The 24,175-nt window shown below is 71.3% G+C and carries 21 protein-coding genes; 10 read left to right on the top strand and 11 right to left on the bottom strand.

All coding sequences use genetic code 11. The annotated features are described in order from the left end of the window. The first annotated feature begins 12 nt into the window (after positions 1-12). On the top strand, positions 13-486 hold the full coding sequence (locus tag ACFS27_RS06655) for an HIT family protein (RefSeq protein ID WP_377181203.1): 474 nt from the start codon (positions 13-15) through the stop codon (positions 484-486). 114 nt (positions 487-600) lie between these two features. Here the strand turns inward: ACFS27_RS06655 and ACFS27_RS06650 are convergent, their stop codons facing one another. From ACFS27_RS06650 to ACFS27_RS06635, 4 genes are read right to left on the bottom strand one after another with little or no spacing between them, the layout of a single operon-like run. Next, complete coding sequence (locus ACFS27_RS06650; protein WP_377181201.1) at positions 601-3,777, bottom strand: glycoside hydrolase family 38 N-terminal domain-containing protein; 3,177 nt, start codon at positions 3,775-3,777, stop codon at positions 601-603. 31 nt (positions 3,778-3,808) lie between these two features. Next, positions 3,809-4,630 carry a carbohydrate ABC transporter permease gene (locus ACFS27_RS06645; RefSeq protein ID WP_377181199.1) on the bottom strand — a complete coding sequence of 274 codons (822 nt, stop codon included), beginning with the start codon at positions 4,628-4,630 and terminating at the stop codon, positions 3,809-3,811. 10 nt (positions 4,631-4,640) lie between these two features. Next, positions 4,641-5,579, bottom strand: coding sequence for a carbohydrate ABC transporter permease (locus ACFS27_RS06640; RefSeq protein ID WP_377181197.1), 939 nt, complete (start codon positions 5,577-5,579; stop codon positions 4,641-4,643). Next, a complete protein-coding gene (locus ACFS27_RS06635; protein WP_377181195.1) occupies positions 5,576-6,826 on the bottom strand; it encodes an ABC transporter substrate-binding protein in 1,251 nt (416 codons plus the stop codon). Before ACFS27_RS06635 ends, ACFS27_RS06640 begins: the two co-directional genes overlap by 4 nt. Positions 6,827-7,023: 197 nt before the next feature. On the opposite strand from ACFS27_RS06635, the gene ACFS27_RS06630 reads away from it, so the two are divergent. Genes ACFS27_RS06630 through ACFS27_RS06620 form a run of 3 tightly spaced genes read left to right on the top strand, consistent with a single transcriptional unit; the run spans position 7,024 to position 10,860 of the window. Further along, complete coding sequence (locus ACFS27_RS06630) at positions 7,024-8,055, top strand: LacI family DNA-binding transcriptional regulator (RefSeq protein ID WP_377181193.1); 1,032 nt, start codon at positions 7,024-7,026, stop codon at positions 8,053-8,055. Positions 8,056-8,065: 10 nt separating this feature from the next. Continuing rightward, the gene (locus ACFS27_RS06625) at positions 8,066-9,022 is read left to right on the top strand and encodes an ROK family protein (RefSeq protein WP_377181191.1); all 957 of its coding nucleotides are present in this window, start codon (positions 8,066-8,068) and stop codon (positions 9,020-9,022) included. Next, a complete protein-coding gene (locus ACFS27_RS06620; protein ID WP_377181189.1) occupies positions 9,019-10,860 on the top strand; it encodes a class I mannose-6-phosphate isomerase in 1,842 nt (613 codons plus the stop codon). Before ACFS27_RS06625 ends, ACFS27_RS06620 begins: the two co-directional genes overlap by 4 nt. A gap of 52 nt (positions 10,861-10,912) precedes the next feature. On the opposite strand, the gene ACFS27_RS06615 is transcribed toward ACFS27_RS06620, so the two are convergent. The 5 genes from ACFS27_RS06615 to ACFS27_RS06595 all read right to left on the bottom strand — a co-directional run bounded on the left by ACFS27_RS06615 (position 10,913) and on the right by ACFS27_RS06595 (position 15,258). Beyond that, on the bottom strand, positions 10,913-11,257 hold the full coding sequence (locus ACFS27_RS06615; RefSeq protein ID WP_377181187.1) for a DUF202 domain-containing protein: 345 nt from the start codon (positions 11,255-11,257) through the stop codon (positions 10,913-10,915). After that, positions 11,254-11,613, bottom strand: coding sequence for a YidH family protein (locus ACFS27_RS06610; protein ID WP_377181185.1), 360 nt, complete (start codon positions 11,611-11,613; stop codon positions 11,254-11,256). Before ACFS27_RS06610 ends, ACFS27_RS06615 begins: the two co-directional genes overlap by 4 nt. After that, positions 11,610-12,617, bottom strand: coding sequence for a formylglycine-generating enzyme family protein (locus ACFS27_RS06605; RefSeq protein WP_449301529.1), 1,008 nt, complete (start codon positions 12,615-12,617; stop codon positions 11,610-11,612). Before ACFS27_RS06605 ends, ACFS27_RS06610 begins: the two co-directional genes overlap by 4 nt. A gap of 93 nt (positions 12,618-12,710) precedes the next feature. Beyond that, complete coding sequence (locus ACFS27_RS06600; protein WP_377181183.1) at positions 12,711-13,472, bottom strand: GntR family transcriptional regulator; 762 nt, start codon at positions 13,470-13,472, stop codon at positions 12,711-12,713. After that, positions 13,456-15,258, bottom strand: a complete 1,803-nt coding sequence (locus ACFS27_RS06595) for a gamma-glutamyltransferase family protein (RefSeq protein ID WP_377183627.1) — start codon at positions 15,256-15,258, stop codon at positions 13,456-13,458. Before ACFS27_RS06595 ends, ACFS27_RS06600 begins: the two co-directional genes overlap by 17 nt. Before the next feature lie 422 nt (positions 15,259-15,680). On the opposite strand from ACFS27_RS06595, the gene ACFS27_RS06590 reads away from it, so the two are divergent. The 5 genes from ACFS27_RS06590 to ACFS27_RS06570 all read left to right on the top strand — a co-directional run bounded on the left by ACFS27_RS06590 (position 15,681) and on the right by ACFS27_RS06570 (position 20,833). Further along, the gene (locus ACFS27_RS06590; RefSeq protein ID WP_377181180.1) at positions 15,681-16,325 is read left to right on the top strand and encodes an ABC transporter permease; all 645 of its coding nucleotides are present in this window, start codon (positions 15,681-15,683) and stop codon (positions 16,323-16,325) included. Further along, entirely contained in the window at positions 16,322-17,560 is a 1,239-nt protein-coding gene (locus tag ACFS27_RS06585) for a betaine/proline/choline family ABC transporter ATP-binding protein (protein ID WP_377181178.1), read from the top strand. The genes ACFS27_RS06590 and ACFS27_RS06585 overlap by 4 nt, the downstream gene beginning before the upstream one ends. Beyond that, complete coding sequence (locus ACFS27_RS06580; RefSeq protein WP_377181176.1) at positions 17,560-18,375, top strand: ABC transporter permease; 816 nt, start codon at positions 17,560-17,562, stop codon at positions 18,373-18,375. Before ACFS27_RS06585 ends, ACFS27_RS06580 begins: the two co-directional genes overlap by 1 nt. Positions 18,376-18,451: 76 nt before the next feature. Continuing rightward, the gene (locus tag ACFS27_RS06575; RefSeq protein ID WP_377181174.1) at positions 18,452-19,396 is read left to right on the top strand and encodes a glycine betaine ABC transporter substrate-binding protein; all 945 of its coding nucleotides are present in this window, start codon (positions 18,452-18,454) and stop codon (positions 19,394-19,396) included. Between the two features lie 105 nt (positions 19,397-19,501). Continuing rightward, positions 19,502-20,833, top strand: a complete 1,332-nt coding sequence (locus tag ACFS27_RS06570) for an Nramp family divalent metal transporter (RefSeq protein ID WP_377181172.1) — start codon at positions 19,502-19,504, stop codon at positions 20,831-20,833. 75 nt (positions 20,834-20,908) lie between these two features. Here ACFS27_RS06570 and ACFS27_RS06565 read toward each other — a convergent pair whose 3' ends face one another. Together ACFS27_RS06565 and ACFS27_RS06560 are read right to left on the bottom strand one after the other, a co-directional pair. Continuing rightward, complete coding sequence (locus ACFS27_RS06565) at positions 20,909-22,093, bottom strand: glycosyltransferase (RefSeq protein ID WP_377181170.1); 1,185 nt, start codon at positions 22,091-22,093, stop codon at positions 20,909-20,911. Further along, a complete protein-coding gene (locus ACFS27_RS06560) occupies positions 22,090-23,022 on the bottom strand; it encodes a hypothetical protein (RefSeq protein WP_377181168.1) in 933 nt (310 codons plus the stop codon). The genes ACFS27_RS06565 and ACFS27_RS06560 overlap by 4 nt, the downstream gene beginning before the upstream one ends. Positions 23,023-23,149: 127 nt before the next feature. On the opposite strand from ACFS27_RS06560, the gene ACFS27_RS06555 reads away from it, so the two are divergent. Then, positions 23,150-24,169 carry an alpha/beta fold hydrolase gene (locus ACFS27_RS06555; protein WP_377181165.1) on the top strand — a complete coding sequence of 340 codons (1,020 nt, stop codon included), beginning with the start codon at positions 23,150-23,152 and terminating at the stop codon, positions 24,167-24,169. The last annotated feature ends 6 nt before the right edge of the window (positions 24,170-24,175 follow it).

Genomic DNA, 24,175 nt, shown 5'->3' with positions numbered 1-24,175 from the left:
AGGGTCCTCACCATGAGCCACGGATCGCCCGACTACCAGTGCCCGTTCTGCCTGCTGCAGCGGGATGTGTTCGACGAGCGGAACCAGCCGGCCGACGTCGTCGGCGTGAACGACCTGGCCTACGCGCGGATCGCGCCGAAGTGGTGGCCGGCCAACCCCGGGGCGGCCCTGGTGGTCCCTCGTGTGCACCACGAGAACCTGTACGACGTGCCCGACGACGTCGGGCACGCGGTCTGGGACCTGACTCGCGGGGTGGCCGTGGCGATGAAGGAGGCGTATCGGTGCGACGGTGTGTCGACGCGGCAGCACAACGAGCCAGCGGGTGACCAGGACGTCTGGCACCTGCACGTGCACGTCTTCCCGCGCTACGAGGGCGACCAGCTCTACCTGCGGCACCTCGACGCCGTGTACGTGCCCGCCGTCGACCGGGAACCGTACGCCGAGCGGCTCCGAGAGTCCTTGGGCCTGCCGACGGTGTTCACCTGAGTGCCCTGTGCATGATCACCGCCACACCATCGGCCGCCCTCGCCCGTAAGCACCTCAAGCTGGCCCATCGACTGGTTCGGCAGGCATGCCTGCCGAACCAGTCGATGGATCCGGCTACCCGAGCGTGATCGCGGCCGCCCCGGTGGCGACGTCCAGCTCCACCCGCCCGTCGATGATCTCCAGGGGCTCGGCGCGGTCACCCCAGTAGTTGCTCCGGTGCGCGGAGGCGACACCGTCGGGCAGCCGGATGCCGGTGCGTGCGCCGCCCGGCGTGGTGCAGAACAGCCGGACCAGGAGCGTCTGGTCGGCGGTCTCCTGCAGACCTACCAGCCGCACCCGCGGGTCCTCGACCTCCAGGAGCGACAGGGCATCGACCGGCGCCCCGGCGCCCGCACCCAGCACCGCGCGCAGCGGGTGGACCAGGGACTCGGCCGCCGCGGCCGCGACGGCGGTCGCGTCGCCCTCGCCGAACAGCACGGTGTAGCGGAAGTCCATCTCGAACGTCTGCTCGACCGGGAAGTTGGTGTCCCAGATGTTGTTGTGGACCCACGAGTAGATGGTCGCCGGCTCGTCGTCGGGCATGGTGTTCGGGAACGGCACGTAAGGCAGGGCGATGTGTCCGGTCTCGACCAGCGGGACGTCCGCCGTCGCCCAGCCGATCGCGGGGGCGGACGAGCCCTCGGCCAGGTCGTCGATCGAGATCCAGTGCCGGATCGCCGTCAGGTACTCGCCGCCGCCCGGCACGCGGTCCGCGTCCCTGCCGCTGAGCCCGCCGGCGGACTCCTGCAGCAGCCGAGGTTCCGCGGCGGCGAACGGGAAGGCGAAGAACGCGCTCTCCTTGTCCCGCTGGGCCGACTTGCCCAGCCGGTTGACGATGTCGAGCTGGGGGCGGTCGTGCCGCAGGCGGTACGTGGTCAGCAGCGACTCGCCACCAGGGACCCGCGAGGACGACACCTGCAGCCAGCTGTCCACCGCGCCGCTGCCGGAGTCGACGATCGCCACCGGCCCGCCGATCTCGCGGGAGCTCAGCAGCCCCAGGTTGCCGGAGTCGGCGAACTTGGACGAGTTGTGGTTGGAGTGCCCGTTGGTGGCGTACCGGTCGTAGACGTAGGCGTTGAAGCCGAGAGCGGCGTCGGTGTTCACCATCTCCCGGCCGGTGCGCTTGTCGCGGATCGAGGCGATGGTCCCGTCCCGCTGGTCGAGCTCGACCCGGAGGTGGTCGCTCTCCAGCACCACCTCGTCGTCCAGCGGTCGGCGCTCCACCGGTGCGGTGTCCGCCTCGCCCTCGGCGTTCTCGAACGCCAGGTCGCCCGACGCCGCCGCGGCGCGCCTGCGCAGCACGTCGGTCGCTGGCGCCGAGCTGAGGTCGAGCCGGACGAGGCCGACCGCAGGGGCGTCGGCCACGGTGGTCCGCAGGTGCCTGCCGATGCCCCGGCTGCGCTGCTCCTCGACCCGTTCGTCGTGCTCGAGCACCTCGCCGGAGCGGCCGTCGGTGACGACAACGCTCCGGTCCAGCCCGATCACGCTGGCGGGCAGGAAGAACTCCACGGCCTCGGTGCGGGGCTGCCCGCCGGTGTTCAGGAGGTAGACCGAGGCGTCGCCGGTGCTGCCCAGGTGCTCCGCCAGCGTCGAGCCGGCCAGGTGCAGGCCGTGCTCCGCCTCGTCGAGGGCCTCGTACGCGCGGGCGACCTTCCAGTACCACTGGTGCTCCCCGGAGGAGGAACCGAGGTCGGTGTGCTCCCAGGAGTTGGAGGCGCCCCAGGTGTGCTCGTCCCACAGCGCGAGCTGGGCGTAGCCGCGCTCGGGGTCGACCAGCGGTGCGGCGTCGGCGGGGCGGCCGGTGATCAGCCGCGCGGCGGCGGACAGCGTCTGCGCGTCCTGGAGCTCGGCCTGCGCCTTGCGGCCGACGGCGACCGGTGCGGCGGCTGCCCCGACACCGTGCGCCCACCAGTCGTTCCAGTCGCCCGTGAAGGTCTGCAGCTCGTCCCCGACGCGCTCGACGGCGGCGTCGAAGAAGTCCTCGTTGGTGGACAGCCGCAGCTTCGGGAAGTCCCACTCGGCGTTCCACTCGGCCACCACGTCGCTGATGGTCCGGCTCGGTCCCGCGTTGTCGGACCAGCTGCCGTGCACCCGCAGGTGCAGGATGTCCCACGGGTACGGCTGCCGCTCCTGCCGCTCGGTCGTGTCCAGCCAGCCGAAGACGCTGCCGGGCATCAGCGGGTACGGCCGCTTGGCGAGCGAGGACAGGTAGGCGGGGAAGAGGTTGTTGGCCAGGTCGTAGGACTCGTGGAAGCCGACGGTCGGCCCCTCCATGTACGCCATGCCGTGCGGCGAGTCCGTGCGCCAGACCACGACCGAGCCGCCCTGCGGTCCCTGCCAGCGGAACAGTCGCGGCAGGTCGATCGCCCCGGTCTCGTCCGGCGCCGACCGGCCCGCCCAGTTGTGTGCCACGCTGAGGTACTCGACGCCCAGCGCCGACAGGGCGTCCGGCAGGCCGACGACGGCGCCCGGCACGTCGGTCTGCATCGCGGACCGGAACCGTAGACCATAGCGCTGCTGCAGGTCGCGGGCCGGGCGCAGCAGCTCGTACAGCTCGTCGGTCGAGCACATCTCGGTGTGCAGGTTGAACGGCATCGCCGACAGGGAGATCCGGCCCTCCTGCACCCGGCGGACGAACTCCGCGCGCTGGTGCTCGGTGCGGTTGGCCAGCCAGTCGGTCACCGAGTAGAGCGCCTCTTCGGACCAGCGGAACCTGGCGTCGTCCTCGCGCTCGTCGGTCTCCCGGGCGATCCGCAGCGCGTCGTCCAGGTAGCCGAGGTGCTGCTCGCGGACGACGGCCTGCGGGTCGGTGTACCCGATGTCGAGGTGCGAGTGGTGGACCAGGTGCACCTCCCAGTGCCGTTGCGGCTCCAGCGTGTGCGAGAGCTGGACACCGAGGGTCGGCAGCGCGACCACCAGCTTGGCCGGCTCGTCCACGGCAGGCACCAGCAGCCGGACACCGGACGGTCCGACCGGGCGGCGGGCGGCGTCGACGTCCTTGCCGTCGATCGTGACGCTGACCGGGAGCGCGGTGAGGCGCGGGGCGGCGCCCGCCGACCGGTCGAGCCACTGCAACCGGACGACCTGCTGTCGACCGTGCACCGGGTCGGTGCGCAGCAGCGGCTCGGCGACCAGGCCGAGCCGATGACCCTCGACGGCGACCACCTGGTCCGCGGCGTAGTCGAGGATCTTGCTGCGGTACAACGACGCGTCCCAGACCGGGCTGGCGGACATGTAGGCATGTGAGGGCACGATGGAGCTCCTTCGCTGCGGGGGTAGGGCGTTACTTGCTGAGGGTCAGGCTCGAGACGAAGAAGCGCTGGAAGACGAAGAAGATGGCCACCGTCGGCACGGAGGCGATCAGGGCGCCGGCCAGCACGGTGGGTGGTCCGACCGAGGAGTAGTTGCCGTTCAGGTTGATGAGGGAGGCCATGATCGGCCGGACCTCTGGGCTCGCCGTGAGGGTCATGCCGAAGAGCAGGTCGTTCCAGGCCCAGGTGAACTGGAAGATGAACGCGGCGAACATCGCCGGACGGCACATCGGCAGACAGATCCGCAGGAACGTCATGAGCGGCCCGGCACCGTCGATCGAGGACGCCTCGAAGACCTCGCGCGGCAGCGTGGTGATGAAGTTGCGCATCAGGAAGTACGCGAACGGGATCGAGATCGCGACGTAGACGATCATCAGCCCGAGCCGGGTGTCGTAGAGGTTGCTGCGCGCCGCGGCGGTGAACATGGGGGCGAGGAAGATCTGCAGCGGCACCAGGGTGCCGCAGTAGATCAGCCAGAACCACAGCGTCTTGTGCCGCACCTTGAGCACCACGGTGCCGAACCCGGCCAGCGCGGCGAGGACCACCGCGACCGCCGCGCAGATCGTGGAGTAGAGCAGGCTGTTGAGGAATCCGGGGCCCATCTGGCCGGTCTGCCAGGCCTCGGTGAGGTTGGTGATCATGCCGAACGTCTCTGGCCACCAGGCGGGGGCGCCGGAGTACTCGGCCGACGGCGTGATCGCGTTGACGACCATCAACCAGACCGGCAGCAGCCAGAGCACTGCGACCAGCACGAGGAAGGTCGAACGGAGACCCGTCCACAGCGTGGGGTTCATGGTCAGCTCCTCAGGACGTGGGCTCGGGCCGGAGGCTGCGGCGGAGGTAGAGCCAGGACGCGGCGACCACGATCACGGCCAGCACCACCGCTGTCGCCGCCCCGAGCCCGTACCTGCTGAGCAGGAACGTCTGCCGGTACATGGTCAGTGCGAGGGTCTCCGACGCCGTGCCAGGGCCACCGCTGGTCAGCAGCCAGACCAGGTCGAAGGTCTTCAGGCTGTTCGCGAGCGCCATGCCGACGACGACGATCGTGGAGGAGGCCATCTGGGGGAAGACCACCCGCCAGAAGAGCTGGCCGCCGGACGCCCCGTCGAGCCGGGCTGCCTCGACGGTCTCCCGTGGCACCGTCTGCAGGCCGACCATGAACAGGACCACGTTGATGCCGGTGGCCTGCCAGGTGCTCGCGACGATCATCGTCACGGTGTTCAGCGGCCAGTGCAGCAGCCAGTCCACCGGATCCAGGCCGACTGTCCCGAGCACCTGGTTGACCGCACCGTCGCTGCGCAGCATGAAGTTGTAGATGACGCCGGTGGCCGTGCCGGACAGGGCGTACGGGATGATCACCGCGACCCGGGTGATCGTGCCCAGCCGGCTGCCCTGCGTGACCACGGCGATCAGCAGGCCGAGCGCGACGGGCAGCACCAGGGACCCGACCGACCACATCAGGGTGTTGAGCAACGACTGGCCGAAACCGGGATCGGTGAACAGCCGGGTGTAGTTGCTGAGGCCTGCCCAGTGCATCGTCACGCCGTTGTAGCGCGTGAAGCTGGTGGCCACCGTCCAGACCATCGGGAGGAGCAGCACCACGCCGACGAAGACCGTGGCCGGCCCGATGAAGACGGATGCGGTCAACCGGTCCTTGAGGGGCCTGTCGTGCGGTGCTGGCGGCGTGGTCTCGGCCAGTGTCGGGCGGTCGGCGGCGGGCGCGGGGGAGACGGAGACGCTCATGCTAGGTTCCAGTCCGTCCAGGCCTCGTCCGCGTGCCTGGCCATCTGTTCGGCGGCCTGCCGGTACTGGGAGGGGTCCAGCATGAAGGCCGACACGTCCGAGAGGACGGTCTGCACGAGCTGGGGCGGGCTCGACTCGTAGAAGCGCTGCAGGGGCTCCGCGTGCGTCCTGGCGAGCTGCTCCTGGAGCTCGACCACGGCGGGGTTCTTCACCGGGATGTTCGGGTTGGCGGAGCTGTCCTGCAGGTAGTCGCTCCACGGCTGCTGCACGCCGGGTGCGAGCCACTCACCGATCACGTCCAGCGCGGCCTCGTGGTTGGGCGACTGGCGAGGGAGCGTGAAGACGCCGGACTCGACGATCACCGTGTGCGCGGTGCCCCGGGTGATGGGCGGGAGGTTGAACAGCCCGAAGTGCTCACCGGGCTCGACGCCGTTGGCGACGAAGCTGCCGGAGTTCCACGTCCCGTACGGGACCATGCCGAGCGTGCCTTCCTTGAGCATCGGCCCGCAGCCTGAGGCGATGTCCAGGTCGAGGGCCGTGAACCAGTCGTTCTGCATCAGCTCGCCCCAGCGGCGCAGCACGTCGAGCAGGGTCGGATCGGTGTAGGCGGCCTGGCCGCTGGTCAGAGCGCGGTAGAACTCCGGGTCGGTCTTGGTCAGCAGCTCCTCGAACCAGCACATCGGCTGCCAGGCGCTGTACTGCGCGGAGAACGGCGTCACGCCGTTGCCCTTGAGGGTCTTGGCGATCTCGATCAGGTCGTCGTAGGTGTCCGGCGGGCTGAGGTCGAACCGTTCGAAGGCGGCCTTCGAGTAGTAGAAAGCGAAGTGGGACTTGTACAGCGGGAGCCCGTAGACGTGGGAGTCGACCGAGACGAAGGGCCGTAACGACTCGTCGACCCGGTCCGCGCTGACCGCGCTGTCCCAGATGTCGTCCAGCGCGGCGAGGCGTCCCCCGCGGACGAGCTCGGTCAGCGGGTAGCCGGACTGCCACTTCACGACGTCGGCGATCTTCCGGGTCTGGATCGACATCTTGACGATCTGGTTGTAGTTGTTCGTGATCGAGTTGACGTCGAAGCCGTAGCCGGTGGCCTGGGCGAGCGCTTTGCCCGCGGCCTGATAGCCGTCGAGCCATCCGCTGTTGTCGTTCATCATGGCGAGCCGGGTGGAGCTGCGTTCGCCGAGGGTGCTGGACCCGCCGCACGCGGCGAGCGCTGTGGCCAGCGGGCTGACGGCTGCGGCGGCGAGCACGGTCCTCCGCGAGAGCGCGCGGCCACCGCTCCATCGAGGTGCGGGGCGCCGGGGTGACGCGGGCGATGTTGCAGTGACCATTTCGCCTCCGGATGAGATACCACCATTGGTAACGTTCCCAGAATTACCCTAGCCAGACCCGCGCGACCATCGCAAGGGTCTGCACCCATCGAGGAAGAACCAGGGAGGCGAACGGCTTGGCCGCACCCACACGCCGACAGCCGACGATCCTGACGGTCGCCGAACACGCGGGGGTCAGTCGGATGACTGTCTCCCGGGTGCTGTCCGGCGGCAAGAACGTCCGCCCTGAGCTGGCGGAACGGGTCCACGCGTCGGTCGCGGCGCTGGGGTACCGGCGCAACGAGCAGGCGCGGAGCCTGCGCCCGGGGCAGCGCTCCGGGCTGATCGGCATGGCGATCACCAACGTCGCGAATCCCTACTACGGCGAGTTCGTCCTGGGTGCCGACGAGGTCGTCAGCGGCTCGGGTCGCGGCCTGCTGATCGGCAGCACGAGCGAGGACGAGGCCAAGGAGCGACTGCTCATCGCGGACTTCATCGGCCGCCAGGTCGAGGGCCTGATCGTGGTGCCCACCGGCGCGCGGCGGCATCTGCTGCCGGGCGCGCTCGGCGGGGTCCCGCTCGTGCTGGCGTCCCGGGCGGTCGCAGGGGTCCGCGCGGACACCGTCCTGGTCGCCGACGTGCAGGCCAGCTACGACCAGGTGTCGGCCCTGATCGAGGCGGGGCACCGGCGGATCGGGTTCCTTGGCACGATGACCTCGGTGTTCACCGGACAGCGCCGGTTCGAGGGTTTCCGGCTCGCCCACGAGGACGCCGGCCTCGAGCTCGACGACGACCTGGTTCTGGTCGGCCAGCAGGACGTCGAGTCGGCCACGGTCGCCATGCGGTCGCTCCTGCGGCGCGCGGACCCGCCGACCGCCGTGTTCTGCGCCAACAACCGGAACGCGATCGGTGCGGTCCGCGCTCTGCTCGGGGCGTCGCGCCGTGCGCGTGGTGCCAAGCCGACCGCCCTGGTGAGCTTCGACAACTTCGAGCTCGCCGACGTGCTCGGCATCCCGGTGACGATCATCGACCACGATGCCCGTGACCTGGGGCGTCAGGCGGCTTCGATGCTGATCGGCAGGCTGGACGGCGCCGACGACGGGCTGCCGCAGACGGTCGAGCTGTCAACTCGGACCCTGGACTATGGCGGCGCACCTCAACTGAGGTAACGTTCCCAACGTGGCGATTATCTTGGCGGTCGACCTCGGCGGAACGCACGTGAAGCTCGGCATCGTGGCTGACGGCGCGCTGGTCGCCGAGGACCGGACCGCCGCACCGGCGACGCTGCGGGAGCTCGGCGCTGTCGCCGAGCGGGCGCGCCGCCTGGTCGGGGCCCAGGCAGCAGCAGGCGCCGAGGCGACAGCGGTGGGCGTGGCCGCGCCGGGCGTCGTCCACCCGGGCACCGGCAGGCTGACGTCGATCCACGACAAGTACGGCTACCTGGTCGGCCACGACCTGCCCGGCTGGGCGGCCGCGGAGCTCGACCTGCCCGCCGTCGTCGAGAACGACGCCAGGGCGGCCCTGCTCGGCGAGGTCGCCGCCGCTGAGGTCGCCCCGGGGACGCCGGTCCGTGATGCCGCGATCGTGATCACGGGGACGGGGATCGGCACCGCCGTGCTGGCCGGCGGCGAGCCGCTGGTCGGCCCGGAGGGGTACGGCGGGATCCTGGGCGGTCATTTCACCGTCGACCTCGACGGCCCGCCGTGCAACTGCGGCAACGTCGGCTGCGCGGAGGCGATCGGCGGGAGCTGGAACCTCGCGGCACAGGTGCGTGCCGTCGTCGGCTGGCAGCAGTCCGCGCTCGCGGGTGCCGTGTCCGACGGCTCCATGTCGATGACGGTGCTCTTCGAGGCGAGCGCCGCGGGCGACGGCGTCGCGGCAGCAGTCGCCGACCGCGTGCTCCGCGCCTGGGCGGCCACGGCCGTCAACCTCTGCCACGCCTACCAGCCGGAGCTGCTGATCTTCTCCGGGGGCACGATGCACGCGGCGGCCGGCCAACGGCAACAGCTTGCGGACGCCGTCGACCGCTACCTCTGGAGCGCCCTGCCGCGACCCGAGCTGCGGTTCGCCGAGACCCCGGAGCACTCGGTGGTGCGTGGCCTTGCGGTACTCGTCGAGCGAAAGGACCCGCGATGACCTACCCGTCGTACCGGAACTACGTGCGCGAGCCGGTGATCAAGGTCGCCGGTACAGGTCCGGCACGGAGCGGCACGGAGGTCTGGGCAGAGCTCGACCGTGCCGGCCGGTCCCGCAGTGACCGGCCGCTGATCGTCGTGGACTGCTACCCCGGCGTCGACCTCTCCGACCTGCGGAAGGTCGCCGAGCGACACCTGCCCGACTACCAGGTGATCGACGTCGAGGACGCCGCGGCGCTGCCTGTCGCCGAGATCGACGCGAAGATCGCCGACAACCTCACCGACGACCGCGTGTTCGGCGTTCTCGGGCGCCAGACGGTCGACGACTTCTACGACCCGGACGCGCTCCGGCAGGTCCGGGACCAGGTCGCGGGCCGCACGACGCCGGTCGTGCTGGTCGGCTGGGGCGCTCTGCTCGTCGGTGCCGACGGCGGGCAGCCGGCCGGCACCGGCGACGCCGTCGTCGTGCTGGCCGACATGCCGCGCTGGGAGATCCAGCAGCGCCAGCGTCGCGGAGCGCCGAACTGGCGCTGCGACAACGGCGCGGAGGACAACCTGCGCAAGATCAAGCGCGGCTACTTCGTCGAGTGGCGGGCCGCCGACCGGCACAAGAAGCACCGGCTGTTCGACGCGATGGACTACCTGCTCGACACGACCCGGCTCGCCGAGGAAGCCGTGCTGATCACGCGCGACAGCTTCCAGGCAGGGCTCACCGCAGCGGCCGCCGGCCCGTTCCGGCTGGTGCCGTTCTTCGACCCGGGGGTCTGGGGCGGGAACTGGATGAGCGAGGTGATCGGGCTGCCGCCGAGCGACACGAACTACGCGTGGTGCTTCGACGGGGTTCCGGAGGAGGAGAGCCTGCTGCTCGACGTCGCCGGGACGATCGTCGAGATCCCCGCCATCGACCTGGTGCTGCAGCGCCCGGTCGAGCTGCTGGGGGAGCGGACCTATGCCCGGTTCGGTGCTGAGTTCCCGATCCGGTTCGACTTCCTGGACACCATGGACGGCGGAAACCTGTCCCTGCAGGTGCACCCGTTGACGGACTACATCCAGGAGACGTTCGGCATCCCGTACACCCAGGACGAGAGCTACTACCTGCTCGATGCCGAACCCGACGCCAAGGTCTACCTCGGGGTCCGCGACGACGTCGAGCCCGCCGACATGATGGCCGCGCTGCGCCGAGCAGAAGCCGGTGCCGAGCCCTTCGATGCTGAGAAGTACATCAACGTCTTCGACGTGGCCAAGCACGACCACGTGCTGATCCCGGCAGGCACCGTGCACTGCTCCGGGCGGAACTCGATGGTGCTGGAGATCTCGGCAACGCCCTACATCTTCACCTTCAAGATGTGGGACTGGGGCCGGCTCGGGCTCGACGGCCGCCCGCGCCCGGTGCACCTCGACCACGCCGAACGCAACATCCAGTGGGACCGGCGGACGGACTGGGTCACCCAGAACCTGGTCGACCAGGTGCAGCGGACCGGCGCAGGGGACGGCTGGGTCGAAGAGCGGACGGGCCTGCACGAGCTGGAGTTCATCGAGGTGCGGCGCACCTGGTTCACCGGACCTGTCGAGCACGACACGGCTGGGACCGTCCTGGTCCTCAACCTGGTCGAAGGGGCGGAAGCCGTGATCGAGAGCCCGACCGGGGCGTTCGAGCCGTACCTGGTCCACTACGCCGAGACGTTCATCGTCCCGGCGAGCGTCGGCCGCTTCACCGTCCGGCCGAGCGAGGCCGCCGTCGGACAGGAGCTCGCCACCCTGAAGGCGTACGTCCGCGGGACCGAGAGGGCTCCTGTCGGCCGACCTGTCCACGACACGAAGGAGCCCGGCCTCTCGTGAACCACATGTCGACGATCGGCTGCGTGTGCAGCGGTCGCACCCGACGGGGAGCTCAGGCGCCCAGCGCGCTCAGGACCAGGTAGGCCGCACAGGCGACGCCGAGCACCAGCGCGGCGGCCGTGGCCAGGGCGATCGCGGCAGCCCCGTGGTCGAGCGAGCCGGTGCTGTGCAGCGCGTTGTTGGCCCTGCGGTAGCCGACGGCGGCGGCGACGTAGGCGGCGACCGCGAGGCCTGCCCCCGCGACGCCGGCGAAGACGGCGAGGACGCCGGCGGTCTCCACGGTGAAGCGCATGGCGACGAGGCTGGCCACGCCGAACGCGAGGCAGGTGCGGCGCCAGGCGAGGAGGGTGCGTTCCGTCTGGAGCCCTGGATCGTAGACGCCCTGCTCGTCGCTCATACGAACAGCCCGATCGTCACGAGGACCACCGCGACGACGATGCCCACGACGAGCAGCCCGCCGACGGCCAGGCCGGGGAGCGGCCGGCCCCGGCGCAGCGCCGACTCGGTGGCGGACCAGCCCAGCCAGGCCTGGACCGCGGCGATCGTGCCGAGCACGAGGAAGACGCCGGCAGCGGCCACGCGCCAGCCGGTCGAGGCGGGCAGCGACAGCGCCTCGAGCGCGAACGCGCCCGCGTACAGCCCGAGCGCGGTGCGCAGCCAGGCCAGGAAGGTGCGCTCGTTGGCGAGGCTGAACCGGGGGTCTGGCTCTTCGCCGTCGCGGTAGACGCGCTGGGGGAACCTCTTCGCGGTCATGCCTGGGCGCCGGCGGGGGTGAGGGCGACCGTGCGGAAGCCTGCGTTGCCCATCGAGGAGTCGGCCGTGTTCGACGACCGCGCGGAGTTGCGGTAGCGGTTGCAGTACGAGATGTGGCACAGGTAGCTGCCGCCGCGCAGGACCCGCGCCCCACCCTGCTCGGGGCCCCGCGGGTCGGTAGCGGGGGAGGCAGGGTAGTAGCCGGGGTCGAACCAGTCCTGGCACCATTCCCAGACGTTGCCGACCGGCTGCCAGAGGCCGTAGCCGTTGGGCTCGAAGGTCCGTACCGGCGCGGTGGTGAGCCAGCCGTCGTCCAGGGTGTTCTCCCGGGGGAACGTGCCCTGCCAGATGTTCGCGCGCCACCCGCCGTCGTCGACCTCCGCGTGGCCCCATGGGTACTTGGCGCCGTCGATCCCGCCGCGGGCCGCGTACTCCCACTCGGCCTCCGTGGGCAGGCGCCTGCCGGCCCAGGCGCAGTAGGCCACGGCGTCGTTCCAGCTGACGTGGGTGGCCGGGTGGTCGTCGAGCCCCTCGATGCTCGAGCGAGGGCCGCCGGGGTGCGCCCAGTCCGCGCCACGCACGCCGAACCACCACGGGGTGCCGTCGGCCTGGCCCATGAGGTCGGCGGGATCGGCCTCGACAGCGAGGTGGAACACCGCGGAGAAGCCGAACATCTCCGCCTCGGTGCGGTAGCCGGTGTCGTCGACGAACCGCGCGAAGTCGGCGTTCGTGACCGTCGTCGCGTCGATCTCGAAGGCTTCGAGGGTCACCTCGTGCAGCGGCGTCTCGCCGTCGCCGGGGTTCCGGTCGCCCGACGAGTCGCCCATGGTGAAGGTTCCGGCCGGGACGCGCAGCTGCTCGACGCCGTGCCGGCCGGGCGTGGGTGTCGCGGCGTCGCCGGCGCCGTCGGCAGGGCGGGTGCCCAGCTGGACGAACGCGTCACGCCCCGGGGTGCCGCAGCCGCAGCCGCAGCCCTCGTGCTCTGCTCCGGTCTGGTCGCTCATCATCACGTTCCCACCGTAACGGCGTCCGGCGCCCGTCCCTGCCCGGGCGTGCGGTTCGGGGCGCCTCGGACCAGCGCCGCCCGCTGGTCCCCGCTACCCCCGGCCGGCCGCACGGCGCTCCTCCACCGCCGCGGCGACCACCGGGTCGGAGCTCGGCGTGGTGACGCCGTACCGCAGCAGGTAGCCGATCCGGGACTCGCGGACGTGCGCGGCCATGAGGGCGGCGGCCCGCTCGCCGTCGCCTGCGTCGATCGCGCCGACGATCACGCGGTGCTCCGGCCAGAGCCGCTTGCCGCGGGACTGCACGTCCGCGGCGTAGAGCCACTCGATCTTCCACGAGAGCTGGCGCAGCAGCCGCGTCATGGTCGCGCTGCCGCTGAGCTCGGCGATCCCGATGTGGATCTGGTCGTTGATGGGCACCAGCGGGTCCAGGTCGTCGGCCGCGACGTGCGCGTCCCCTGCGTCGAGCAGGGCGGCGATCTCCCGGCGGATCCGCCACCAGTCCTCCGGGCTCTCGTCGCCCGAGTAGAGGGCCGCCGCCCGGCGGGCGGCGCTGCGCGCGGTCGAGACCTCCAGGGCCTCGCGCACCGCGAACAGGTCGTCGGCGTCGTGCACGGGGATGGGCGCCACCCGTGAACCCACGTGGGGCAGCGAGTCGATGAAACCCTCGCTCTCCAGCCCCCGCAGCGCCTCCCGCACCGGTACCCGCGAGACGTCGTAGCGCTGGGCCAGCGAGCTCTCGGTGACGCGGGCGCCGGGCGTCAGGACGCCGGCGATGATGTCCCGGCGGATCGCGTCCTGGACCGACGCAGGCCGGCCGACGGCAGCAGGAGCCGGCTCAGCGTCCTGCGGCATAGCCCTGTGCGCCCCTCGGGTTGGCGGCGGCTCCCAGCAGCCCGGTGGCCGGGTCGCGGGTCACGGCGGACAGGCGCCCGAGGGCCCAGTCGCCGGCCCGGGTCACCACGTGGCCGCGCCGTTCCAGGCCGGTGATGACGGCGTCGCCGAGCCGGTCCTCCACCGTGGCCCCGCCGGGCGTCCAGGTCCGGGGCCAGAAGGAGCCGGGGAACGACGTCGTGTGCAGGGCAGGCGCGTCGATCGCCTGCTGCGGCGTGTACCCGCCGACGAGCACGCGCAGCAGGAACAGCAGCTGCCACTGGTCCTGCTGGTCGCCGCCCGGCGAGCCGAGCGCGATCACCGGCTCCCCGTCGCGCAGCACGAGCGTGGGCGTGAGCGTCGTCCGGGGCCGCCGTCCGGGCACCAGGGCCGACGGCGACGTCTCGTCCAGCCACGTCATCTGCAGCCGCGTGCCGAGGCAGAAGCCGAGGCCGGGAACCGTGGGGGAGGACTGCAGCCATCCGCCGGACGGCGTGGCGGAGACCATGTTGCCCCAGCGGTCGACGACGTCGATGTGGCAGGTGTCGCCGCGGGTGGCGCCGGTGTGCTCGGGGTTGTCAGGTGACGGCACCTCGACCGTCGGCTCGCCCACGCCGGCCGCCGGGCCGCCGGTCGGGGCGCCCGGCAGGGAACCGATCGGGGCGCTGCTGGCGTACTCGGTGCGCAGGGTCGGCACGGGCGGGGTCCGGCGCCCTGGCACGTCGCCAGGGCGCACCTCGCGGCTCGCGGTGTCGGTGATGAGCGCCCGGCGCCGCGCTGCGTAGTCCTCGCCGAGCAGGTAGGTCAGCGGTACGTCGTTCTCGGCGGGGTCGCCGTACCAGACGTCGCGGTCCGCCATCGCGAGCTTCTGCGCCTCGAGGATCGTGTGGGCGCCGAGCTCGGTGGACGGGTCGAGCGCCGCGTCGTCGAAGCCCTCCAGGATCTTGCACGCCGCCAGCAGCGCCGGACCCTGCCCCCAGGCGCCGGTCTTGGCGATCGTGTACCCGCGGAACGTCGCGGTGGTCGCGTCCTCGTAGGACGCCTCGAAGGCAACGACGTCGGCGGCGGTCATGACGCCGGCGTGGTCGCCGCCGTCGGCGTGCCGGTGCGGCGTCCTGACGAACTCCTCGACGGCCGCGCCCACGCGCTCGCGCCAGGTGGCCCTGGCGAGGTCGATCGCCTCCGCGCGGCTCCCGGCGGCCGAGCCCGCCGCCACGACGGCGTCCAGCAGGTCGGCGTACTCCGGGTTGGTGACGAGCGTCCCTGGGGCGGGCGCCGCGCCGTCGGGCAGCCAGCGCTCGGCGGAGGTGGGCCAGTGGTCGCGGAACAGCTCGGCGACCATCGAGATGGTGGAGCTGACCCGGCCGAGCAGCGGGTGCCCTTCGCGTGCGTAGCCGATGGCGTAGGCGAGCACGTCGGCGAGGTCCCACGTGCCGTGGTCGCGCAGGAGCAGGAGCCAGGCGTCGACGGCGCCCGGTACCGCCGCCGCCAGGGCGCCGGAGCCCGGGACGAGGTCCAGCCCTTCTGCCCGGTAGTGCTCGATGGTGGCGCCGGCGGGCGCGGGCCCCTGGCCCATCAGGACGCGGGGCGCCGACGGCGCGTCGGACGTCACGAAGACGCCGGTCATGTCGCCGCCCGGTCCGTTGAGGTGCGGCTCGACGACGTGCAGCACGAAGGCCCCTGCCACCGCCGCGTCGAAGGCGTTGCCGCCCCGTTCGAGCACGGCCTGGGCGCTCGCGGTGGCGATCCAGTGGGTGGATCCGACCATCCCGAACGTGCCCTGGAGGTCGGGCCGGGACGTGGTCGAGGAGGGCGGGGTGAACGTCGGGGTGCCGGCCGGCGACGGGGTGCGCACAGGAGAATCCATTCCGAGTCTGACAGGGACGATTGAATACAATCATTCTCCGCGCTGTCGGCATGTATGCAATGTGTGCCCGTCCTGTTCAGCCTCCGTGTCGGGTCCGGACGTGGGCCGTTGGGGCACTGTTGAGCGGCGGTTTGGCCTGAGATTCCGGGAGGAGCGTGGCTCCTGAAAGTCTCGTGACCGGGCTGAAAGTCACCTTACGATCAGGTCACAGATCGGGCTGGTGACGGTCATCCGGACCCATCGGTGCGCGGGGCACCCGTACGGTGGGCGCGGCGCGGGCTGCCACGTGGCCGACCGCAGCACCCCCTACGTAACGAGCCTTTGTGACCTTTACCGAATACCTGACGCGCAACTATGACAACCTTCTGGAGCTCGGCCTCGAGCACCTCAACCTGGTCCTCATCTCCATGGGGATCGCGCTCGTCGTGGGCCTGCCACTCGGGATCGTGGCCCACCGCAACGGGTTCCTGCGCAACCCGATCCTCGCCGGCGCAGGGTTCTTCCTGACCCTGCCGTCGCTGGCGCTCTTCTCGATCTTCATCCCGGTGCTCGGCATCGGCGCGCCCCCGGCGATCGCCGCCCTGAGCCTGTACGCGCTGCTGCCGATCGTGAGCAACACGGTCACGGGCCTCGCCTCGGTGAGCCCAGCGGTGGTCAAGGCCTCGCAGGGCATGGGGATGACCGGCTTCCAGCGGCTGCTCAGCGTCGAGCTGCCGCTGGCCTGGCCGGTGATCCTCACCGGCATCCGGGTCTCCACGCAGGTGGTCATCGGGATCGCCGCCATCGCCGCCCTCGTGGGTGGCCCCGGCCTCGGCACCGAGATCTTCCGCGGCCTGCGCTCCCAGGGCAACGCGAGCGCCCCCAACCTGGTCTACGGCGGCACGCTCGGCGTCATCGTGCTGGCACTCCTGCTCGATGCCGCCTTCGTCCTGATCCGCCGACTCACCACTTCGCGAGGTATCCGATGACCACCACCGAGACGATGACGCAGCCCGGCCCGACGGCGGCCGGCGCCAAGCCGATGATCGAGCTCGTCGGACTCACCAAGCGGTTCCCCGGCACGGCCGAGGCAGCGGTGGACGGGCTCACGCTCACGGTCAACGAGGGCGAGATCACGGTGCTCGTCGGGCCGTCCGGCTGTGGCAAGACCACGTCGATGGAGCTGATCAACCGCCTCATCGAGCCGACGTCGGGCCAGATCCTCATCGACGGCGAGGACATGACCCACACGAACCCGGACGAGCTGCGCCGGCACATCGGGTACGTGATCCAGGAGACCGGGCTGCTGCCGCACCGGACCATCGCGCAGAACGTCGGGACCGTGCCCAAGCTGCTCGGTTGGGACAAGGCGCGCATCGCCGCCCGGGTGGACGAGCTGCTCGAGATGGTCGGCATGGACCCGGCCACCTACCGAGGCCGCTACCCCAAGGAGCTGTCCGGCGGGCAGCGCCAGCGCGTGGGCGTCGCACGGGCGCTCGCGGCGGACCCGCCCGTGATGCTCATGGACGAGCCGTTCGGCGCCATCGACCCGATCACCCGGGAGCGCCTGCAGAACGAGTTCCTGCGGCTGCAGCAGCAGGTGCGCAAGACCATCATCTTCGTCACGCACGACATCGACGAGGCGCTCAAGATGGGTGACCGCATCGCCGTGCTGCGCAACCAGTCGCACATCGCCCAGTACGACACCCCCGAGAACCTGCTCACCAGCCCCGCCGACGACTACGTGTCGGACTTCATCGGGGCCGGCGCCTCGCTGAAGCGGCTCAACCTGAGCCGGGTGCGGGACATCGAGATGGCGACGGACGCGCCGACGGCGCGCCTCTCGGCGCCGGTGGCGGAGGTCCGCGCCGCTCTGCAGGCCTCCAGCTGGACGTCCCTGCTGCTGCTCGACGCCGCAGGCCGCCCCGCCCGATGGGTGAACAGCCGGGACCTGGCCCGTGCGGAGAAGGGCACTGCCCTCACGGAGCTGGGCCTGCCCGTCGAGGCGATCGTCGAGCCTCATGCGACGCTTGCGGACGCGCTCGACGAGCTCATCGCGTCCAACGTCGGCTGCACCGTTGTGGTCGACGGGACCGGTGCCTACCAGGGGATCGTGGACCTGGAGACGATCATGACAGTGGTCAGGACGGTCCGGGACGAGTACGAGCGGTTCCACCTCGCGCAGAAGCTCGCCCAGCAGCCGGCCGACGGCCGGGTGCGCTGATGGCGGGCACAGCACTCGCGACCCAGGCGCCGCCCGGCACGCTCGGCGCACCCGGTGCTTCCGGGGCGCCCGGCCGGGCCGGGACCCGGCGTGGCGGCTCGCCGCTGAGCTGGTTCGGCATGCCCGTGCTGCTCGCGGTGATCCTCGGCGGCACCTATCTCTGGGTGAGCTCGCTCGAGCTGGACACGATCGAGCGGCGCACGCTCAACGCCGAACAGCTCACGCGGAGCACCGTCGAGCACCTGCACATGACCGCGGTGTCCACCGCCATCGTGATCGTGCTCGCGATCCCGCTCGGCGTCCTGCTGTCCCGGCCGTTCGCCCGCCCCGTGGTCCCCGCGGTGCTCGGCATCGCGAACATCGGCCAGGGGGTGCCGTCCTTCGGGCTGATCACCATCGTCATCCTGTGGACCTCGCTGGGCTTCTGGCCCATGATCATCGGTCTCGTGGCCTGCTCGACGCTGCCCATCCTGCGCAACACGATGGTGGGGCTGGAGCAGGTGGACCGGACGGCCGTCAAGGCGTCGCGCGGGATGGGGATGTCACCGCTGCAGGTGCTCCTCAAGGTCGAGCTGCCGCTGGCGTTCCCAGTCATGATCGCCGGCATCCGCACCGCCCTGATCATCAACGTCGGCACCGCGGCCCTCGGCACGTTCTTCGGCCAGGGCGGGCTCGGCTTCATCATCTACAACGGCATCACCCTCAACCGCACGCCCGTGCTCATCACGGGCGTGGTCCTGGTCTCGGCGCTGGCGCTGCTGGTCGACTACCTGGCCGGCGCGCTCGGCCGGCTGCTCGCCCCACGGGGCTTGTGAGCGCACGCCCGCCGTCGGGCACCGCGCGGAGCGGCGCCCTCGCAGTACAACGCTCTCGAAAGGAGCATCAATGCGCATGAAAAAGGTATTCGCAACGGCGGGCGTGGTCACGCTGTCGTTCGGCCTGGCCGCCTGCGGCGGCACTGACGACGCTGGATCCGCGACCGACGGCGCCCTCGACGGCGCCGAGATCGTCGTGGGGTCGAAGGACTTCGACGAGCAGCTCGTGCTCGGCAACATCACGAAGCTCGCGCTGGAGAACGCCGGCGCCACGGTGGACGACCAGATCAACCTCGGTGGTACCGACGCCGCACGCGCCGCGCTGACCTCTGGCGACATCGACACGTACTGGGAGTACAACGGCACCGCCTGGATCAGCTTCTTCGGCGAGACCACGGCGATCCCGGACCGCATCGAGCAGTACGAGGCCGTGCGGGACCGCGACCTCGAGGAGAACAAGCTGGTCTGGATGCAGCCGGCGGAGTTCAACAACACTTACGCGCTCGCGTTCCCGACCGAGGCCGCAGAGGAGCTGGGCAACCCCACCAAGCTCTCCGACCTGGCCGGCCTCGTCGGCGACGACCCGGACGCGGCGACGGTCTGCGTGGAGAACGAGTTCTCCACGCGTGACGACGGCCTGCCGGGCCTCGAGGAGACCTACGGGATCGCGTTCCCCGACGGCAACGTCACGGTCCTCGACACCGCGCTCGTGTACACGGCGGCGGACGCGCAGGACCCCTGCAACTTCGGCGAGGTGTTCACCTCCGACGGCCGCGTGGCCTCGCTCGACCTTACGGTCCTGGAGGACGACAAGGGCTTCTTCCCCCTCTACAACCCGAGCCCGGTGTTCCGCGAGGAGGTCTACGAGCAGTACGGCGACCAGCTCGACGAGATCTTCGACCCGATCTCCGCCGCGCTCACCCAGGAGGAGATGACCATGCTCAACGAGCGCGTCTCCGTGGACCTGGAGCAGCCGGCCGACGTGGCAGAGGACTGGCTGACGGAGCAGGGCCTGCTCTAGGTCCTCGGTTCCTGACGGCGCCCGCTCCCGCTCCCGCACCTCCGTGCGGGACGGGCGGCGGGCGCGTCCCTTTCCGCCGGGTGAAACCGTGAGTACAGTCTCGCCATGGAAAAGGACAATGAGGTCACTTCGCAAGGCCTGACCGGGGGGCCGCCGACGCCGGGCGGTGAGGCAGACTCCGGGTACGACGGTTCGCTCGAGAAGCCGCGCTGGAAGATCGTCGGCCCTGGCCTCGTCGTCGCGGCCACCGGGATCGGCGCCGGTGACCTCGTCGCCACGATGGTCGCGGGCAGCGCGTACGGGTACGCCCTGCTGTGGGCGGTGATCCTCGGCGTCGTCATCAAGATCGTGCTGGTCGAGGGCGCCGGACGGTGGACGCTCGCGACCGGCCGCACGATCTTCGACGGCTGGAAGTCGCTGGGGCTGTGGGCCGTCATCTACTTCGGCATCTACGTGGTCGTCTGGGGCGTCAGCTACGGCGCCGCCGCGATGTCCGGCGTCGGCCTCGCGCTGAACGGCCTGTTCCCCGGTGTCGACGTGCGGTACTGGGCGATGCTCGCCGGCGTCGCGGGCCTGCTGCTGGTCTGGTTCGGCAAGTACAAGCCGTTCGAGAACGTCATGGCGGTCCTGATCGGCGTCATGTTCGTGACCGTCGTGGGCTCGGCCATCATGACGACGCCCAACCTCGGTGAGATCGCCGCCGGCCTGGTGCCGATCATCCCGGAGGGTGCGGTCCTGAACACGCTGGGCCTCGCGGGCGGCGTCGGCGGCACGATCACCCTTGCCGCCTACGGCTACTGGCTCACCGAGAAGGGCTGGAGCACGCCCCGCTGGATGCGCGTCATGCGCCTCGACAACGCGTGGGCGTACGTCATGTCGGGCGTCTTCGTGGTGTCCATGCTGATCGTGGGTGCCGAGCTGCTGTTCTCCGCCGGGATGGCCGTGGCCGACGGCGAGGAAGGGCTGATCGACGTCGCCGACGTGCTCTCGCAGCGGTACGGGTCGTTCATGGCCCCGCTGTTCCTCGTCGGGTTCTTTGCCGCGACGTTCTCGTCGATCCTCGGCGTCTGGCACGGTGTGTCGCTCATGTTCGCGGACTTCGTCGCCACGACGCGCAACCTGCCGAGCGACGACCGGCGCCGCGGCGCCGGTGGCACCTACTACCGGGCATACATCCTGTGGCTGACGTTCCCGCCGATGGCGCTGCTGTTCCTCGACCGGCCGATCCTGCTCGTCGTGCTCTACGGCGCGCTGGGCTCGCTGTTCATGCCGTTCCTCGCGCTCACGCTGCTGATCCTCATGAACTCGAAGGCGGTGCCGCTGCGGTGGCGCAACCGGTGGTGGGTCAACGTCATCCTCGTCCTGGTGGCCGCCATGTTCCTGGTCCTCGGCGGCAACGAGCTGGTCAAGGCGGTCGCGCCGCTCTTCGGCGGCTGACGCCTGGTCGTGGGCGTGGTCGTTGCGCCTGGAACGGACGCATCGCAACGATCACGCCCACGACCGACGTGGTGGTCAGGCCGCAGCCGGTGCCTCACGCATGCTCCGGACCTTCTCGTAGATGCCCTCGAACGCGTCGAGGGTCCCGTCGACGGCATGCGCCGCGACGAGCTCGCGGCTGGCCGCGCCCATCCGGCGCCGCAGGCCGGCGTCCGCGAGGAGGTCGCTCAGCCGGTTCGCCAGCTCCCGCACGTCACCGGGGGTGTACAGCCAGCCGTTGACGCCGGGCCGCACGAGGTGGGGCAGCGCCATCGCGTCGGCGGCCACCACCGGCAGGCCGGAGGCCATCGCCTCGAGGGTGACGAGGCTCTGCAGCTCGGCCACACCAGGCATGCAGAACACGTCGGCCTCGGAGTACGCGGTGAGCAGCTCGTCGTCGGGCACGTACCCGCGGAAGCGGACGCGGTGCGCGACGCCGGAGGTCGCGGCGAGCTCCGCCCACTCCTCGGCCTTCGCGCCGGTGCCCACGATCTCGAGCCGGCCGGGCAGGTCCGCCGGCAGGAGGGCGAAGGCGCGGATGATCTCGTCGACCCGCTTCTCCTGGTCCAGGCGGCCGACGAACAGGACCGTCGGATCCGTGCGGCCGTCCCGGACCGTCGTGGTGTACCGGTCGGTGTCGATGCCGTTGGACACGGGGATCGCATGGGTGAGTCCGGCGTGCTGCGCGAGCAGGTCCACCGCCCGCGGGGTGGGTGCCGTGACGACGTCGGCCTTCGCGTAGACGCGCCCGATGTCCTGCCAGGCCCAGCGCCCCACGGTGCGGTGCATGGAGCTCGGCACCAGCAGGTAGCCGACGAGGTTCTCCGGCATCAGGTGGTTGGTGGCGACCAGGGGGAGGCCGGACCGGTGCGCGGCGTCGACCAGGGCGCGGCCGACGATGAAGCTGCCGTTGGTGTGCACGACGTCGGGCCGGACCTCGTCGAGGATCTCCGCGACCGCCCGGCGCGTCTCCCAGGGCATGCACACGCGCAGGTTGTCGTGCGACGGGTAGCGCCGGGAACGCAGCCCGTGCAGCACCACGCCGTCGCGCACCTCGCGCACGGGCCGGCCGGTCGGCGACGGCGCGACGACGTGCACGTCGTACCCGCGCCGCGCCAGGCCGGTGGCCAGGCTGCCGGCGAACCGGGCTGCGCCGTTCACGGCGGGCGGATAGGTCTCGGCGCCGATCAGGATCGTGCGGAAAGTACCGGGCAGGTTCACTGTGCTGTACCTCTCGATGGTTCGGGAAGTCTCGAAGGGTTGGAACGCGCCGCGCGAGCCGCGACGGCGTCTGGGTGAAGCCGGGCAAGAACGAGGACCCCGACGGCCGCGGCGACCGCAGCACCGCCGAGGAGGAACCAGGTGGCGACGGGCGTGTCGGAGCCCTCGCCGAGGAGCAGCGCACCGAGGAGCACCGCGACGATCGGGTCCACGACGGTCAGGCACGCGACCACGACCTCGGGCGGACCGGACGGGTACGCCTGCTGCACGAGCCAGCCGCCCACCACGAGGGCGACGACGGCGCTCGCGGCGGCGCCGAGCACCGGCTGCTCGTACCAGAGGGTGCCGGCCGCGATCTCCTGGAAGATCACGCGCATGAGGGCGGAGAGCAGGCCGAACGCGGTGGCCCCGGCCGTCGCGCAGGCGACGCAGCGGAGCCAGCCGCCGACCGCGAGGCCGGCCGTCGCGAGGGCGAGCACGACACCGCCGACGATGAGGGTGGTCGGCAGCGTGGACCCGGGTGGCGGTGGGTTGCCGGTGCTGCCACCCACCGATGCGGCGACGAACACCGCGACGCCTGCCATCGTCAGGAAGACGCCGAGGATGACGCTGCGGCTGGGCGGGCGCCTGGACCTGAGCGACGAGAGCAGGACGGCCACGGGCACGGCGAGCACCCCGATCGGCTGCACGACGCGGAGCGGAGCAAGCGCGAGCGCGATGGCATGCACGATGGTGCCGCCCCCGGCGAGCCCGAAGCCCGCCAGCCAGCCGGGGCGCCGGGCGATCCTGGCGAGCCGGCGCAGGGAGAGGACCCGTTCGCGGGGGAGCGGCTGCCCGTAGAGGTCGGCCACCTCGCGGTGCTGCAGGACAGCGGCCCCGGCGAACAGGGCGGCGCCGAGCACTGCGAGGGTGACCGCTATGGCTTGCATGGGTCAACGGTGACGTAAGGATGCCCTTCTCCGCCACCAGGTTTCCCCCCGGGATCGCATGGGGGTTTACCCCCATCTTTCTTGGCCCCCTCCCGCGTCGGCCGCTGACGTGCTTAGGGTCAGCGCGATGAACACCGACACCCACTCGCACCGCCGTGCCGAGCCGCCGCACGATCCACCGCACAAGGCATCGTACGAGTTGCCGTACGCGGCGCTCGTCGTGGGCACGCCCGTCCGCGACGCGGACCTGGAGATTCGTGGCGTCCGCGCCCACGTCCGGGTGTACGGCGCCGCGACGGCGCCGCGACGCATGGTGTTCCTGCACGGGCTCAGGGGCGACCACCACGGCCTGGAGCCGATCGTCGCTCACCTCGTTCAGGAGCGCCCTGACCTGCAGGTATGGGTGCCTGACCTGCCAGGATTCGGCGCGTCGGCACCGCTGCACGGGGGCGGGCACGACGTCGCAGGCTACGCCGCGTGGACGGCAGAGCTGCTGGCCGCCGTCGCGCCGGACGGCGACGTCGTGCTCGCCGGCCACTCCTTCGGGTCGATCGTCGCCGCCGCCACGGTGGCCGCTCCTGCCGACGCCGGTCCAGCGACCCGTCCCGCGCCGTCCGTGCGGGGCCTCGTGCTGGTCAACCCGATAGCGACGGCTGCGCTCGACGGCCCGCGCAGGGCGATGAGTGCCGTCACGGTGGGGGTGCACCGGCTGGCCGCCGCCCTGCCCGAGCGGGCAGGGACGGGGCTGCTGCGTCACCCGCTGTTCACCCGCATCGCGAGCCTCGCCATGGTCACCTCGACCGACCGGGAGATGCGGCGCTGGATCCATGCGGAGCACGACCGCTACTTCTCCGGTTTCGCCGACCGGGCCACCCTGCTGGAGGCCTTCCACGCCTCGGTCGGGACCGACGTCGCCGCCTACGCCCCGCGGATCAGCGCGCCGACACTGCTGGTTGCGTCGGAGAACGACGACGTAGCGCCCTTGCCGTCGCAGCGGGTGCTCGAGGCGACGCTCGCCGACGCACGGCTGGTCGTGATCCCACGGATCGGGCACCTCGCGCACTACGAGGCACCGGGCATCGTGGCCCGGGAGACGGCCGGTTTTCTGGCCGCGCTCGAGGCCGCTGCCGGGCGGGATGAACAGTGAGGGAAG

It is taken from the genome of Promicromonospora vindobonensis (assembly GCF_042685865.1).
Classification (GTDB): Bacteria; Actinomycetota; Actinomycetes; order Actinomycetales; family Cellulomonadaceae; genus Promicromonospora; species Promicromonospora vindobonensis.
This window is presented reverse-complemented; position numbering and strand designations above follow the sequence as displayed.